The sequence below is a fragment of the Rathayibacter tanaceti genome, assembly GCF_001634385.1.
GTDB classification, from domain to species: Bacteria; Actinomycetota; Actinomycetes; order Actinomycetales; family Microbacteriaceae; genus Rathayibacter; species Rathayibacter tanaceti.
The window spans coordinates 1-14,270 of the sequence record NZ_LIIN01000082.1 but is presented as its reverse complement, the minus strand read 5'-3'; the positions used below and the strand labels follow the sequence as shown (position 1 = coordinate 14,270).

Sequence of the window (14,270 nt, the reverse complement as noted above, 5' to 3'; positions counted from 1 at the left end):
AGCGACGGGTTCCGCCATGCGGCGCGACCGCGGGCCCAGCCGGCGCTCGTCTGGCGCCGCCGCCCTTCGAGCTGCTGCTCCTTTTGCACGGGTTGCTGCCGGTCGTGCTCGCGGTCGCAGTCGCCCTGCTGGGCGCACTGTCCGCCTCGCTGCTGCTGCCCGGGTCGGCGCTGCCGGTGGCCGCAGCCAAGGCCGTGGTCGCTGTCGCGGCCCGCGCGATGGACGCCACCCGCGGTCCGCTGCCGCCGAGTCTGCTCGGGCCGGTCCCGCTGCCGTTCGGCGACGGTGCGGGTGCCGTGGTGCTGCTCTGGAATCTGGCGGGTGTCCTCGTCAGTGCGGCGGCGGCGGTGGCGCTCGCCTCCGCGCCCGCGCTGGTAGCGGGGGTACCGCTCGTGGCGGCCTGCTGCCTCCTCGTCGCACGCCGTCGCCTCGCCCGCGCCTGAGGCCGGGGGCTGACCGTTGCCCCGGTGCTCGTGCCCGATCCGCCCGCACCCGGATGCGAGGATGGCCGGGTGACCGCGCATCCCCGGCTCGACGAGCTCATCCGCACCGTCCACCTCCTTCGCGCTCCTGGCGGCTGCCCGTGGGACGCCGAGCAGACCCACGAGTCGCTCGTGCGCTACCTGATCGAGGAGTCGCACGAGCTGGTCGACGCCATCGAGGCGGGAGATCGGGCCGATCTGATCGAGGAGCTCGGCGACGTGCTCTACCAGGTGCTGTTCCACGCCGATCTCGCCGCCGAGAGCGCGGAGCCCTTCACCATCGAGGACGTCGCGGAGCACATGAACGCCAAGATGATCGGCCGGCACCCCCACGTCTTCGGTGACGCGACCGCCGAGACCGCCGACGACGTCATCGCGGTGTGGGACGAGCTCAAGCGCACCGAGAAGCCGCACCGCACCAGCGTGCTCGACGGCATCCCGCAGGGCATGCCCGCCCTCGCGCTCGCCGACAAGGTGATCGGCAAGGCGACCACGCTGGGCATCGTCGACGCCGGCCAGGGGCCGCTGCCCATCGAGTCGGAGGAGGATCTCGGCCCGCTGCTGCTGGCCATCGTCGCCTCCGCCCGCGCTCAGGGACTCGACGCCGAGCGTGCTCTGCGCACCGCCACCCGCGATCTGCAGGACGAGATCCGCGCCGTCGAGCAGGAGCAGCGCGAGGGCTGACGGCGACGCGCCGTCAACTGAGAGCCCACCTTCTCCACGAGGTCGGAGGAGACCCGTTCCGGCTGACGCTGCGCTCCAGCCATCGCCGACTCGCCCCGGCCGATCTGGGAGAATCGCCGTCATGGCCTCCCCGATCACCCCACCCCGCGGCATGCGCGACTTCCTCCCCGCCGACAAGGCCAAGCGCGAGCACGCGCTGGGCGTGATCCGCCGCGTGTACGCGGCCCACGGGTTCGACGAGATCGAGACGCCCGTGGTCGAGGACTTCGACCGCCTGCACTCCGGGCTGGGCGGCGACAACGAGAAGCTCGCCTTCAGCGTCCTGCGCCGCGGACTCACGCGCGAGGACCTCGCGGCCGCCGACGATCCCTCCTCCCTGGCCGACCTCGGGCTCCGCTTCGACCTCACTGTGCCGCTCGCCCGCTTCTACGCCTCGCACCGTGCCGAGCTGCCGACGGTGTTCCGCGCTGTGCAGATCGCCCCGGTCTGGCGGGCCGAGCGTCCGCAGAAGGGCCGGTACCGCCAGTTCGTGCAGTGCGACATCGACATCATCGGCGAGCCTGGGCAGCTCGCCGAGGTCGAGCTGATCACGGCCACGGCGGATGCGCTCGACACCCTCGGGCTGCGGGACTGCACGATCCGCATCAACGACCGCCGCATCCTCCTCGGGATCCTCGAGCACTGCGGCTTCGCCCCCGAGCGCTTCGATCCCGCCCTCATCTCGATCGACAAGCTCGACAAGATCGGCGCCTCCGGAGTGGTCGCTGAACTCGAGGCCGACGGCCCCGACGCCGCTGCGGTGCTCGGCGGCTACCTGGCCCGCATCGAGGCCGCTGTCGTGGCCGGGGGAGTGGCGCTCGAGCAGTCCGCGATCCTCGACGTGCTGCCCGAGGGCGTCGACCCGGAGGCGGTGCTCGCCCTCGAGACGCTCGCTCGCTCCCTCCGTTCGCTGCCCGCAGGCGTCTCGCTCCGCTTCGACCCCACCCTGGTGCGCGGCATGGGCTACTACACGGGGACCATCTTCGAGATCGCGCACCCCGCCTCCGGCTCCTCGGTCGGAGGCGGCGGCCGGTACGACGGGATGATCGGCCGCTTCCTCGGACAGGACGTCCCGGCCTGCGGCTTCTCGATCGGCTTCGAGCGGATCGTCGAGCTGATCGAGCCGGCAGAGTCCGCCCGGGCCGACGCCGTGGTCCTGGTGCACGAGCGCGACGCCCCGCCCGAACTGCTGCTCGCCCTCAAGCAGGAGCTGATCGCCGCGGGGGCGCGGGTGCGACTGGAGCGCCGCTCGAAGAACCTCACCCCGCTGCTCGACCGGGCGGCCGCCGCCGGGTTCACCCGGTTCGCGCTCGTGCCGCGCGACGCCACCGCGCTCGGCGATGTGAGCTTCAAGGAGCTGGCCTGAGGGTCGCCGAGCCGGGCTGATCTGAGGAGGGACTCAGACGATCCGTCGGTGGATCGGGTCCCGATGGTCGGATCCTTGTCGGATCCGTGAGAGCCTTAATACCCGCGAAATCTGCGGACACACCTGAGAAATCTCCCGAGGTTAGCGTCGAGGCACCCGATCGGCGCGGCTTGGCGCGCCTGCACGGGCACATCGACGCGACCCCGCGCACCGCACCGCAGCAGCCCCGACGATCCCACCCGAGGAGTCCCCCTTGACCCTGTCGCCCCTCCGCTCCGCTCCGCACTTCGACCGCCGCAGCCTCCTCCGGATGGCGGGCGTGGCCGGCCTCGCGATCGGCGGTTCCTCCGTCCTCGCCTCGTGCGCCTCCGACTCCTCCGGTGCGACGGCCGCCGACGGAGGCGACCTCGGCACCCTGAAGGTCCAGCTCTCGTGGATCAAGAACGAGGAGTTCGCGGGCGAGTTCTTCGCCGACTCCAAGGGCTACTTCACCGACGCGGGCCTCTCCGGCATCACGCTCACCCCCGGCCCCTCGACCGGAGTCGCCGAACTCCTCTCGGGCAGCGCCGACGTCGCGCTGAGCGACGCGGTCTCGATCGGCACCGCGATCGCCCAGCAGGAGGCGCCGCTGAAGATCCTCGGCGCGACCTACCAGAAGAACCCCTTCACCGTCCTCTCGATCAAGACCGCCGGCAACATCGCCACGCCGGCCGACCTCGCCGGCAAGAAGATCGGCGTCCAGGCGTCGAACACCTCGCTCTTCCAGGCGCTCCTCAAGGCGAACGGTCTCTCGGAGTCCGACCTCACCGTGGTCCCGGTCGAGTACGACCCCTCGGTGCTGGTCAACGGCACCGTCGACGGCTTCATCGCCTACCTCACCAACGAGTCGATCACCGTCGCCGCCGAGGGTTACGAGGTGGTCAACCTGCCGTTCGCCGACAACGGGCTCCCGTTCGTCGCCGAGACCTTCTCGGTCACCGAGCAGGCCATCGCCGAGAAGCGCGAGGCCCTCAAGGCGTTCCTCGTCGCCGAGATCAAGGGCTGGACCGACGCCGTCAATGACCCGGAGGCGGGCGCCATGCTCGCCGTCGAGAACTACGGCAAGGATCTCGGCCTCAACGAGGAGTCCTCCAAGAAGGGTGCCACCATCCAGGCCGAGGAGCTGGTCGTCTCGGACGAGACGGCCTCGAACGGCCTGTTCACCATCTCCGAGACGCTGCAGTCCGAGACCATCGCGTCCCTCGCGGGCGCCGGGATCGACGTGACGGCCGAGGACCTCTTCGACCTGACCCTCCTCGCCGAGGTCTACGACGAGAACCCCGAGCTGCTGAAGTACTCGGCCTGATCCAGATCCACGAAGGGCACCACTCGTGACCGACACGACCGACGCCGGCACCCTGCGCGATCAGGGTGCCGGCGGCACCGGCATCCAGATCCACGGCCTGTCGAAGACGTTCCGGATGGGCTCGCGCAGCGTCGCCGCGCTGCAGGACACCGACCTGCACACCGACCAGGGCAGCTTCCTCGCTCTGCTGGGCCCGTCGGGCTGCGGTAAGTCGACGATCCTCCGCATCCTCGCCGGCCTGGAGGAGCCCACCGCCGGCTCGATCCGGGTCGACGGTCGCACTCCGCAGGAGCTCCGGCGCGACAACAAGCTCGGCATCGCCTTCCAGGACCACGCGCTCCTGCCCTGGCGCAGTGTGACGGCCAACATCCGGCTGCCCTTCGAGATCGCAGGCTCGCCGGTCGACCAGTCGTACATCGACGAGCTGATCGACCTGGTGGGTCTGCGCGGCTTCGAGAAGGCCAAGCCGGCGCAGCTCTCGGGAGGCATGCGCCAGCGCGTCTCCATCGCCCGCTGCCTGATCCTCAAGCCCGAGGTCCTGCTGCTCGACGAGCCCTTCGGCGCCCTCGACGACATGACCCGGCAGAAGCTCAACCTCGAGCTGCTGCGGATCTGGACCGAGAAGCCCGCGACGACACTCCTCGTCACGCACGGCATCTCGGAGGCGATCTTCCTCTCCGACCGCGTCGCGGTGATGAGCCCGCGCCCCGGCCGGGTCAAGGAGATCATCGACATCGACCTGCCCCGCCCGCGCACCCCCGAGATGCAGCGGACCCCCGAGTTCCACGCCTACGTCGACCAGGCCTCCGAGCTGCTGTTCGGCGACGGCGGCGCGGCCGCCGACGACCACTAGGAGTCCCGTGGCCACCACGCTCCCCGCAGCCCCGCGCCGCGCCCTGTCCCTCCCACCATGGCTCACGGGCCTGATCGGCGTGGCCGCGATCGTCGCCGTCTGGTGGATCGTGGCGCTCGTCACCGCTCCCACCGGCGCGGCGACCTACGCGCCGGTCCCCACTCCCGTGCAGGTCGTCCAGACCGCGATGGAGGACGGTGCCGGCTTCTACTGGCGCAACTTCTCGGTCACGATCGGCGAGGCCGCAGTCGGCTACTTCTGGGGCAATCTGATCGCGCTCGTGCTCTCGGCGCTCGTGCTGGTCCTGCCCTGGCTCGAGGGGGTCGTCTCGCAGCTCGCGGTCATCACCTACTGCGTGCCGATCGTCGCCATCGGCGCGATCGTGCTGCTCATCCTCGGCGGCGCGGACGCGCCGGGGAAGGCGAGTCCCACCGCGATCTTCCTCGCCGGCCTCTCCGTCTTCTTCACCACGGTCGTCGGCAGCCTGCTCGGGCTCAAGGCGGCCGACAGGGCGGCGCTCGACGTGGTCACGGTGTACGGAGGCTCGCGTTTCACCCAGCTGCGCAAGGTCCGCCTGATCGCAGCGCTGCCCAACATCCTGTCGGCGCTGCAGATCGCGGTGCCCGCGGCGTTCCTCGGCGCGATCCTCGGCGAGTACTTCGGCAAGATCGAGACGGGCGTCGGCCCGATCCTGGTCGCGGCGCAGGTCTCGCTGAACTCGCCCCGCGTCTGGGCGCTGTTCCTCCTCTGCGCGGGAGTCGCGCTCCTCGGCTACGGCATCGTCGGAGCGATCGGGCGCCTCGTCGCGCCCTGGTCCTCCGGAAAGCGGGCATGACCATGACGACCACCGTCCCCGACCGCACCGAGCAGTCCACGGCCACGTCGATCCTCGCGGTCGACGAGCTGCGGCGGCAACTGCGGACGGCCGCTCTCGGCGCGACCCTCAAGACCGTGCGCAAGAGCCTGCTGGTGGCTCTGTCGACGGTCGTGATCGTGCTCGCGATCTGGATCGCCGTCGTCCTCTTCAGCGGGGTCTCGCCTCTCGTGGTCAAGGGCCCGTGGGACGTCTGGGAGCACCTGGTCACCGACGCGAAGGCGGCCGACCACCGCGCGGAGCTCGGCGGCCTCTTCGCCGTGACGATGGGCGACGCGCTGATCGGCTTCGCGGCCGGTCTGGTCGTGGCGATCCTCGGCGCAGTCCTGTTCCGTCTGTCCAAGGGCCTCGAGCACGCGCTGATGCCGTTCGCGATGCTGCTGCGCTCGGTGCCGCTGATCGCGATGGCGCCGCTGATCATCCTGGTCTTCGGGACCGGCTCGGTCGCCTCCGTCGCTGTCATCGGCGGGATCGTCGTCCTGTTCCCCGCGCTGGTGACCATCGCCTTCGGCCTCAACAGCGCCTCCCCGCAGATGCTCGACGTGGTCGCGGTCTACGGCGGCAGCACGTTGACGGCGATCCGGAAGGTCGCGATCCCCGGCTCCCTGCCCTCCCTCTTCGCCGCCATCCGGATCTCGGTGCCGGGAGCGATCACGGGAGCGCTGCTCGCCGAGTGGCTCTCGACCGGAGACGGCATCGGCGGCGCGATCAACTCCTGGTCGGCCCAGGCCCGCTTCGCCGACGTGTGGTCGGCCGTCGTGCTCGTGACCGGCGTGTCGCTCGTGCTCTACATGCTCGTGCAGGTGCTCGAGACCTTCGTCCTCTCGCGCATGTCGCTCGCCCTGAGCTGATCCGGCGCCCCTTCGACGGGCCGCCGGGGAGAGAGGTGCGGAACGCGGCGACGGGGCCGCGTCAGACGGTGACGATCGCGTCGACGCGATGGCCGGCCAGCAGATCGCGCCCACCGAGCCCGTCGAGCTCCATCACGACGGCGATCCCCTCGAGCCGCCACCCGGCGCGCTCGATCAGCCGACGGCTCGCATCGAGGGTTCCGCCGGTGGCCAGCACATCGTCGACGAGCAGCAGCCGGGACCCGCGCGGAGCGGCGTCCTCGTGCACCTCGAGCGTGGTCGTGCCGTACTCGAGCGTCGCCTGCTCCTCGAGCACCGCGCGCGGCAACTTGCCGGGCTTGCGGATCGTCACCACGCCGAGCCCGGCCGAGTAGGCGGCAGCCGCAGCGAGCAGGAAGCCGCGGGCTTCCACCCCGGCGATCGCGTCGATCCGGCCGCGGTACGGCTCGATCAGCGCGTCGGCGACGGCGCGCAGAGCGTCGCCGTCACCGAAGACGGGAGTGAGGTCGCGGAACAGGATCCCCGGCTTCGGGAAGTCGGGGACGACGGCGGTGAGGCGGTCGACGAGGTCAGCGGCGGTCGTGGTCACGGGGAACCTCCGGGTCGGCGGGAGCACCGAGGGCCGTCCGGGCGATCGGGCCCTGGGAGTCTACGGCCGCCGGTGCGCCCGTCTGCCGGGAGGTGGTCAGTAGACTCCTTGCGACCGCTCCCGCCCTCCGGGAGCCCACCCGTCAAGAGGAGATAGTTGTGGCCCTTATCGAGGCAGTCGTCGCCCGAGAAATTCTGGACTCGCGGGGCAACCCGACCGTCGAGGTCGAGGTCCTGCTCGAGGACGGCGCGTCCTCGCGAGCGGCCGTTCCCTCCGGCGCCTCCACCGGCGCGTTCGAGGCGTACGAGCTGCGCGACGGCGACTCCGAGCGCTATCTCGGCAAGGGCGTGCAGAAGGCGGTCGACGCCGTCATCGACGAGATCGGCCCGGCCATCGAGGGCTTCGACGCGACCGACCAGCGCCTCGTCGACGCCGAGCTGATCGAGCTCGACGGCACCGAGAACAAGTCCCGTCTAGGCGCGAACGCCATCCTCGGCGTCAGCCTCGCCGTCGCGAAGGCCGCCGCGCAGTCGGCCGACCTCGATCTGTTCCGCTACGTGGGCGGCCTGAACGCGCACACCCTGCCCGTGCCGCTGATGAACATCATCAACGGAGGCGCGCACGCCGACACCGGTGTCGACATCCAGGAGTTCATGGCCGTGCCGCTGGGCGCCGAGTCGTTCTCGGAGGGCCTGCGCTGGGGCGTCGAGATCTACCACGCGCTCAAGTCGCAGCTGAAGAAGGCCGGCTTCGCCACCGGCCTCGGCGACGAGGGCGGCTTCGCCCCCGACCTGCCCACCAACCGCGAGGCGCTCGACTTCATCCTCAAGGCCGTCGAGTCGGCCGGATTCACGCCCGGCACCGACATCGGGCTCGCGCTCGACGTCGCGTCCTCGGAGTTCTTCGAGGACGGCGCCTACTCGTTCGAGGGCAAGAAGCTCTCTGCCGAGGAGCTCTCGGCCTACTACGCCGACCTCGTCGCCAACTACCCGCTCGTCTCGATCGAGGACCCGCTGGCGGAGGACGACTGGGCCGGCTGGACCCACCTCACCGAGACCATCGGCGACACGGTGCAGATCGTCGGCGACGACCTCTACGTCACCAATCCGGTGCGCCTCGCGAAGGGCATCGCCGAGAAGGCGGGCAACTCGATCCTGGTCAAGGTGAACCAGATCGGCACGCTCACCGAGACGCTCGATGCCGTGGCCCTGGCCCAGCGCAACGGCATGACGGCGATCCTCTCGCACCGCTCCGGCGAGACCGAGGACACGACCATCGCCGACCTCGCCGTCGCGACCGACGCCGGCCAGATCAAGACCGGTGCCCCAGCCCGCTCCGACCGCGTGGCCAAGTACAACCAGCTGCTGCGCATCGAGGAGATCCTGGGAGGTGCGGCCACCTACGCGGGTCGCTCCGCCTTCCCGCGCTTCTCGGCGTAGTCTCTCCCCGCCGGAGCGGCCCCGGAGCCCCGCACCTCGGTGCGCACCGGGGCCGCTCCTCGTCCCACCCCCGTCGCGCTCGAGGAGGCACCCGCCCATGGCCCGTCCGCCCCGCCGACCCTCGGCTCCCGGCAACGCGCCGCGCACCCCCTCGCCTCCCGTGAAACACGGGGGTGCGAAGGGCAGCGCGTCGGGCTCGAAGCCGTCCTCCGCGAAGCTGCCCTCGACGAAGGCCCCCGCAGCGAGGTCCTCGTCAGCGCCGTCGAAGCCCGCGGCGGCGCGCCCCGCCGCCTCCCGACCTCCGCGCACGAAGCAGCCGTCCGCCCCGCCGTCGTCGGCCTGGCTCGCCGGTGTCCGCGGCTCCGGCTTCACCCTCCTGGTGATGGGCATCATGATCCTCGCGGTCGTCGTCCTCGCCCCGAGCATCAAGAACTTCGTCGAGCAGCGCGCCGAGATCGCCGAATTGCAGCGTTCGGTCGATGCGGCCAAGACCCAGTCGCAGAACCTCGACGAGGAGCGCGGGCGCTGGTCCGATCCGGCGTTCATCCGGGCGCAGGCGCGCGAGCGGCTCTACTTCGTCATGCCGGGCGAGGTCAGCTACCTGGTGCTCGACGATGTGACCGTCGCGCAGCAGGACACGCAGGCCGCCAGCGACACCGTGCAGGAGACGAAGACCGACTGGGCCGGCTCGCTGCTCTCGTCGATCGCCGCGTCGGGACTGGGCGAGCCGACGACGGGGGAGCTCGCGCCGGCCCCCTGATCGGCCGCCGCGTACACTGGAGCGTCCTTCCGGCCGTCCATCCTCTGGAGCCCCCGTGACCACGCCCCCCTTCGATCCGCCGTCCGAGCGCGACATCGCGATCGTCTCCGCGCAGCTGGGCCGCCCTGCCCGCGACGTCGTCGGGATCAGCGCTCGCTGCATCTGCGGCGATCCGACGGTGGTCTCGACGAGCCCGCGCCTGTCGGACGGCACTCCGTTCCCGACCTTCTACTACCTGACCCATCCCGCCGCGACGGCTGCGATCTCGCAGCTCGAGGCGACGCAGGTCATGGTCGAGTACACCGCGCTGCTGGGGGAGGACGAGGAGGTGCGCGAGGCCTACGCCGCTGCGCATCGCGCCTTCCTGGCCGACCGTGAGAGTGTCGGGTCCGTCCCCGAGATCGCGGGCATCTCCTCCGGAGGCATGCCCACCCGGGTCAAGTGCCTGCACGCCCTCGCCGCGCACGCCCTCGCTGCGGGCCCCGGCGTCAATCCGATCGGAGACCTGGCGCTCTCCCGGGCCGACTGGTCGCCCGAGCGCTGCGCCTGCAGGCCTGTCGAGGACTGAGCGCCCCCAGCGCCGCGAAGACGCCACCACCGGCGTCCTCTTCGCTAAGCTCTTTCCCTGTCGGGGTCAGTGCTGCCACCCGCGTCGAGAGCGGGCACTTCGCGTTGAGTGGGGGTGTTCGCATTGTCCATCCCTCTTGGAGAGTCAACCGTGCCCAAAATCCTGATCGTCGGAGGCGGCTACGCCGGTTTCTACACTGCGTGGAAGCTCGAGAAGCAGCTCCGCCCGAACGAGGCAGAGGTCACGATCGTCGACCCGCTGCCCTACATGGCGTACCTGCCCTTCCTCCCCGAGGTCGCTGCAGGATCGATCGAGCCCCGTCACGCGATCGTGTCGCTCCGCCGCCACCTCAAGAAGACGGCGATCCTCGCCGCGAAGGTGACGAAGATCGACCACGCGAACCGCACGGCGACGATCACCCCGACCATCGGCGAGCCCTACGACTTCGTGTACGACCAGATCGTCGTGACCGCCGGATCCGTCTCGCGCACCTTCCCGATCCCCGGCGTCGCCGACACTGCGATCGGCCTCAAGACGATCGAGGAGGCGACCGCGATCCGCGACCGCATCCTCACCAACTTCGACAAGGCCGCGTCCCTCCCGGCCGGCCCTGAGCGTTCGCGCCTGCTGACCGTGACGGTCGTCGGAGGTGGTTTCGCCGGCATCGAGGTCTTCGCCGAGCTGCGCTCCTTCGCGAGCGCTCTGCTCAAGCGCTACCCCGAGATCGACTTCGAGGAGACGCAGTTCCATCTCATCGAGGCGATGGGCCGGATCATGCCGGAGGTCGCGCTCGAGACGAGCCACTGGGTGCTCAAGAACCTCGACCAGCGCGGCGCCACGGTGCACCTCGACACGCAGCTCACGTCGGCCGAGAACGGCGTCATCCAGCTCTCCACGGGCGAGAGCTTCGAGTCCGACCTCATCATCTGGACCGCGGGCGTCATGGCCAACCCGTCCATCAAGAACTCCGACCTCCCGATCGAGGAGCGCGGCCGTCTGCGCGTGCGCGCCGACCTCCGCGTCGGCTACGACGACGTGCTCGTCGAGGGCGCCTGGGGCGCCGGCGATGCGACGGCAGTCCCTGACCTCACCGGGGGAGGCGTCGGCGGCTTCTGCGTCCCCAACGCGCAGCACGCCGTCCGCCAGGGCAAGCTGATGGCCAAGAACATCACCGCGGTCCTGCGCGGCGAGAAGCCGGTCGACTACGTCCACAAGAACGCGGGAGCCGTCGCGGGCCTGGGCATCGGCATCGGCGTCTTCCAGTCCGGCAAGATCGCGATCAAGGGCTTCCCCGCCTGGGTCATGCACCGCGGTTACCACGGTCTCGCGATGCCGTCGTGGGAGCGCAAGTTCCGCGTGGTCTGGGGCTGGTGGAACAACCTCTGGCTCGGCCGCGACATCGCCTCGATCGAGGCCCGTGAGTACCCGCGCGGCTCCTTCGAGACCTACGCGTCGCGCCCGCGCCCGGCGGCGCCCGCCGCCGAGGCTCCTGCCGCGCAGGCTCCGGCGCAGATCCCCGGCCAGGCCGGTGCTCCCGTTCCGGTCGGCGGCGAGCCCGCCAAGTCCTGACACCACCGTCGGGAGGCACGCTCCTCCCGATGGTCGCCCCCATAGCCCAATCGGCAGAGGCAGACGACTTAAAATCGTCTCAGTCTGGGTTCGAGTCCCAGTGGGGGCACCTCCGCACCGGTCTGGTGCGCGTCGGTGAGCCTAGGCCGCTCGCGCCTTCGCGCCTCTGCGGGCCGACTCGATGAGCGTCGACTCGATGAGCGTCGACTCGAGCAGCGTCGACTCGAGCGCTTCGGTGATCTCGCCCGGGGTGCAGTCGGTGCAGAGCACCACGAGCTCCTCCTCGGTGTCCCTGCCGCCGGAGCGGTCGAGGACGACGGCGTCGGTTCCGCAGAGTGCGCATTCGATCATGGGGGTACCGTACGTGCGACCCCCGACAGTGCCGGGGCGGCGCGGCGGCGCGTCCGGAGCGGGTCGGCCCTGGGGCTTCTTCGCCATCGAGGTGGAGAGGTGCTCCGGGTGATCGGGGCGCTCGGATCCGTCCTCTCTGACCGAGCCCCCGACCGGCGGCGTACGAGTGCGGCGGAGCGTCGCGTGCGGGAATCGGCTGTCGACCCCGCGCGCTCGCGCCACCTCGCATAGAGTCGTGCCAGGCGGTTCCACGCCCGGGCGCTCGCGTCCGGAGGCGGTCCCTCCGGTCCACGGCGGGTGTCGCGAACGGTACCCGCTTCTCGTGCCCTCGGGCACCGTCACACACCGCCCGGCGACGGGCGGCCGGGAGGCCCCCATGGGGAAGCTGCTCTACGGAGCCTCGGGAGTCGAGATCGAGTTCGACGACCGCACACTCACGCACGTCCAGATCGTCATCGCCAACAAGCTGCGCCGCCGCGAGAGCTTCTTCTTCTCCTGGCGCGACGACCCGGCGGTGGGCGACGGACGTTCGAGCATCTGGCTCGACCCCTCCGTGCCCCTCTACTTCAAGTACTTCGGCGGCCGCGTCCCGTCGATCAACCGCACCTGGATCGACCTGCTGACCGTCTCGGCGAACTCGTCCGGCGGCCTTCAGCTCGTGCAGGAGCCGGACGCGGCACCGACCCCGCCGCCGAAGGGCGAGCAGGGAGCCTGACCCCCATTCCGTCGACAAGGAGCCCGCATGCAGCGTGACGTCTCGGTCCACCTCAGCCTCGACGTCGCGGCTCCGGCTGCGCTCGTCCTCTCGGTCGCCGTCGCCCAGGCGTACGGCGCCGAGGAGACGCTCGCTCTGAGCGTCGACGGCCGGCCCCTCGTCGCGCGCGAGGTGCTCGATCAGCACGGCACCCGGCTGCACGTGCTCGACGCCCCCGTCGGCCGCCTGGTCGTCGACTACGCGGCGCGCGTCTCCGGCCGCCTCGCGCCTCTCGCGGGGGAGGAGGTGGATCGGCTGCGCTACCTCCGGCCGAGCCGCTACTCCGAGTCGGACGTGCTGTGGGCGACGGCGCGCGCGGAGTTCGCCGGGCTCTCGGGCACCGGGCTGCTCACCGCCGTGAGCTCGTGGGTGGGGACCCGTCTGGCCTACGTGCCCGGGTCGAGCCTCCCGACCGACGGCGCCGAGCGGACGCTGCTCGCCCGCCGCGGGGTCTGCCGCGACTTCGCGCACCTCGTCGTCGCGCTGCTGCGTGCTCTCGACGTACCCGCCCGGCTGGCCGCGGTCTACGCGCCGGGCTTGCAGCCGATGGACTTCCACGCCGTCGCGGAGGCCTGGATCGAGGGGGAGTGGCGGGTGGTCGACGCGACGACCCTCGCCCCGCGCTCGAGCCTGGTCCGGATCGCGACGGGGCGCGACGCCGCCGACACCGCGTTCCTGGGCGTCTACGGCGGGATCGCGACGCTCGACGAGCTCGTCGTCAGCGCCGTCGTCGATCTGCTCCCCGACGACGACCTCGATCAGCCCGTTTCGATCGGGTGAGCGCCCCCGCTACTCGACGTAGCGGCGCCAGGCCCAGATCGAGGTGCAGACCGCGCTGAACGCGACGACGGCGAAGACCACGGGGCCCGCACCGCCGTCGGTCCTCCATGCGGTGATCGTCGGAGTGAGCAGAACGAAGAGCATGGTCGTCGCGAGCAGGGTGAGGCCCAGCCAGAGCAGCGGCGACCACTGCAGGATGCTGCGGCCCGCGGGTCGTCCGACCGGGAACAGGAGCACCACGCTCGAGCCCACGGATACCAGGGTGGTCGCGTTCAGGATCTCGGCGGCCAGCACCGTGCCGAACGTGCCGTCCACGGTCACGAGCGCGGAGGCTCCCCAGGCCGCTCCGGCGAGGGCGAGCAGGGAGACCACGCGGACCGTGGCCAGCCGTGCGCGGTCCACGGTCGAGGCGCCGTGCGGCAGGACCAGCCCGATCACGACTCCGAAGAGGAACGCGGGGTCCAGGCCCGCGAAGCGCGAGAGCAGCGCGGCTCCGGCGACCAGCACGAGCGCGCGCGGAGCGGCGACCACGCCGACGGCGGACAGACCGAGGCGGCGGGCGACGACGGCCGGGACTCCGGCAGCCACCGCGTTGACCAGGGCGACCGCGACGATCACGGCGATCAGCAGTCGCAGGTAGGCCGGCTGGCTGTCGACGCGGCCGGAGAGCAGCACGAGCCCGGCAGCGCAGCCGATCATCCCGACCACCATCAGGCTCGGTGAGACGGGGCGAGTCTCCGGCGTGTCGTCGTACTCGACGGCGGCACGGTTGCGTCCGGTGAGGCGCCAGGTGCGGGCCACGCGCGGGGCGCGCCCGGCAGCGGCCAGCCGCGCGGGCACGACGACGAGAGCGAGGGACAGCAGCGCGAGCGCGAGTGAGCGCATCCAGTCGGCCATCGAGACCATCGGAGTCCCGGCCGAGAGCGCGGTCGTCATCCCGGTCGCGGAGCTCCAGCCACCCGGCTC

14 protein-coding genes, 1 tRNA gene and 2 pseudogenes are annotated in these 14,270 nt (G+C 71.2%); 14 read left to right on the top strand and 3 right to left on the bottom strand.

Features of this window, described 5'->3' with window-relative positions:
• The 7 genes and pseudogenes from ACH61_RS10565 to ACH61_RS10535 all read left to right on the top strand — a co-directional run.
• Nucleotides 1–443 (top strand): annotated as a pseudogene (locus ACH61_RS10565) (hypothetical protein); the annotation flags it as partial.
• A 69-nt stretch (nucleotides 444–512) separates the two neighbouring features.
• Nucleotides 513–1,166, top strand: coding sequence for a nucleoside triphosphate pyrophosphohydrolase (locus ACH61_RS10560; protein ID WP_199220826.1), 654 nt, complete (start codon nucleotides 513–515; stop codon nucleotides 1,164–1,166).
• 121 nt (nucleotides 1,167–1,287) lie between these two features.
• A complete protein-coding gene (hisS, locus tag ACH61_RS10555) occupies nucleotides 1,288–2,571 on the top strand; it encodes a histidine--tRNA ligase (protein WP_068211902.1) in 1,284 nt (427 codons plus the stop codon).
• A 253-nt stretch (nucleotides 2,572–2,824) separates the two neighbouring features.
• Nucleotides 2,825–3,916 (top strand): ABC transporter substrate-binding protein, encoded by a 1,092-nt coding sequence (locus ACH61_RS10550; protein ID WP_236713640.1) that lies wholly within the window; start codon nucleotides 2,825–2,827, stop codon nucleotides 3,914–3,916.
• Between the two features lie 115 nt (nucleotides 3,917–4,031).
• A complete protein-coding gene (locus ACH61_RS10545; protein ID WP_068211910.1) occupies nucleotides 4,032–4,769 on the top strand; it encodes an ABC transporter ATP-binding protein in 738 nt (245 codons plus the stop codon).
• A 7-nt stretch (nucleotides 4,770–4,776) separates the two neighbouring features.
• Nucleotides 4,777–5,604 (top strand): ABC transporter permease, encoded by an 828-nt coding sequence (locus tag ACH61_RS10540; RefSeq protein ID WP_068211900.1) that lies wholly within the window; start codon nucleotides 4,777–4,779, stop codon nucleotides 5,602–5,604.
• Nucleotides 5,601–6,494, top strand: coding sequence for an ABC transporter permease (locus ACH61_RS10535; RefSeq protein ID WP_199220827.1), 894 nt, complete (start codon nucleotides 5,601–5,603; stop codon nucleotides 6,492–6,494). The genes ACH61_RS10540 and ACH61_RS10535 overlap by 4 nt, the downstream gene beginning before the upstream one ends.
• Before the next feature lie 61 nt (nucleotides 6,495–6,555).
• On the opposite strand, the gene ACH61_RS10530 is transcribed toward ACH61_RS10535, so the two are convergent.
• Nucleotides 6,556–7,083 (bottom strand): adenine phosphoribosyltransferase, encoded by a 528-nt coding sequence (locus ACH61_RS10530; protein WP_068211898.1) that lies wholly within the window; start codon nucleotides 7,081–7,083, stop codon nucleotides 6,556–6,558.
• A gap of 158 nt (nucleotides 7,084–7,241) precedes the next feature.
• Between ACH61_RS10530 and eno the strand changes: the two genes are divergently transcribed.
• From eno to ACH61_RS10505, 5 genes are all read left to right on the top strand, one after another.
• Nucleotides 7,242–8,522, top strand: coding sequence for a phosphopyruvate hydratase (eno, locus tag ACH61_RS10525; protein WP_068211896.1), 1,281 nt, complete (start codon nucleotides 7,242–7,244; stop codon nucleotides 8,520–8,522).
• Between the two features lie 97 nt (nucleotides 8,523–8,619).
• Nucleotides 8,620–9,282: an FtsB family cell division protein gene (locus tag ACH61_RS18415; protein ID WP_236713639.1), complete on the top strand. Its 663-nt coding sequence runs from the start codon at nucleotides 8,620–8,622 to the stop codon at nucleotides 9,280–9,282.
• Nucleotides 9,283–9,337: 55 nt separating this feature from the next.
• The gene (locus ACH61_RS10515) at nucleotides 9,338–9,850 is read left to right on the top strand and encodes a DUF501 domain-containing protein (RefSeq protein ID WP_068211894.1); all 513 of its coding nucleotides are present in this window, start codon (nucleotides 9,338–9,340) and stop codon (nucleotides 9,848–9,850) included.
• Between the two features lie 150 nt (nucleotides 9,851–10,000).
• On the top strand, nucleotides 10,001–11,419 hold the full coding sequence (locus tag ACH61_RS10510) for an NAD(P)/FAD-dependent oxidoreductase (protein ID WP_068211892.1): 1,419 nt from the start codon (nucleotides 10,001–10,003) through the stop codon (nucleotides 11,417–11,419).
• Between the two features lie 35 nt (nucleotides 11,420–11,454).
• Nucleotides 11,455–11,528, top strand: a tRNA-Leu gene (locus ACH61_RS10505).
• A 32-nt stretch (nucleotides 11,529–11,560) separates the two neighbouring features.
• Here the strand turns inward: ACH61_RS10505 and ACH61_RS16890 are convergent.
• The gene (locus tag ACH61_RS16890) at nucleotides 11,561–11,770 is read right to left on the bottom strand and encodes a hypothetical protein (RefSeq protein ID WP_132504524.1); all 210 of its coding nucleotides are present in this window, start codon (nucleotides 11,768–11,770) and stop codon (nucleotides 11,561–11,563) included.
• A 376-nt stretch (nucleotides 11,771–12,146) separates the two neighbouring features.
• On the opposite strand from ACH61_RS16890, the gene ACH61_RS10495 reads away from it, so the two are divergent.
• Together ACH61_RS10495 and ACH61_RS10490 are read left to right on the top strand one after the other, a co-directional pair.
• The gene (locus tag ACH61_RS10495; protein ID WP_068211888.1) at nucleotides 12,147–12,485 is read left to right on the top strand and encodes a DUF7882 family protein; all 339 of its coding nucleotides are present in this window, start codon (nucleotides 12,147–12,149) and stop codon (nucleotides 12,483–12,485) included.
• A gap of 27 nt (nucleotides 12,486–12,512) precedes the next feature.
• Nucleotides 12,513–13,304, top strand: a complete 792-nt coding sequence (locus tag ACH61_RS10490; protein WP_068211886.1) for a transglutaminase-like domain-containing protein — start codon at nucleotides 12,513–12,515, stop codon at nucleotides 13,302–13,304.
• Between the two features lie 9 nt (nucleotides 13,305–13,313).
• Here the strand turns inward: ACH61_RS10490 and ACH61_RS10485 are convergent.
• Nucleotides 13,314–14,270: pseudogene (locus tag ACH61_RS10485) on the bottom strand (hypothetical protein); the annotation flags it as partial.

What these genes read in the sequence shown, in the direction of transcription:
- hisS (WP_068211902.1), top strand. Translation starts at nt 1,288, where the DNA reads ATGGCCTCCCCGATCACCCCACCCCGCGGCATGCGCGACTTCCTCCCC.
- ACH61_RS10545 (WP_068211910.1), top strand. Translation starts at nt 4,032, where the DNA reads ATGGGCTCGCGCAGCGTCGCCGCGCTGCAGGACACCGACCTGCACACC.
- ACH61_RS10535 (WP_199220827.1), top strand. Translation starts at nt 5,601, where the DNA reads ATGACCATGACGACCACCGTCCCCGACCGCACCGAGCAGTCCACGGCC.
- ACH61_RS18415 (WP_236713639.1), top strand. Translation starts at nt 8,620, where the DNA reads ATGGCCCGTCCGCCCCGCCGACCCTCGGCTCCCGGCAACGCGCCGCGC.
- ACH61_RS16890 (WP_132504524.1), bottom strand. Translation starts at nt 11,770, where the DNA reads ATGATCGAATGCGCACTCTGCGGAACCGACGCCGTCGTCCTCGACCGC.
- ACH61_RS10495 (WP_068211888.1), top strand. Translation starts at nt 12,147, where the DNA reads ATGGGGAAGCTGCTCTACGGAGCCTCGGGAGTCGAGATCGAGTTCGAC.
- ACH61_RS10490 (WP_068211886.1), top strand. Translation starts at nt 12,513, where the DNA reads ATGCAGCGTGACGTCTCGGTCCACCTCAGCCTCGACGTCGCGGCTCCG.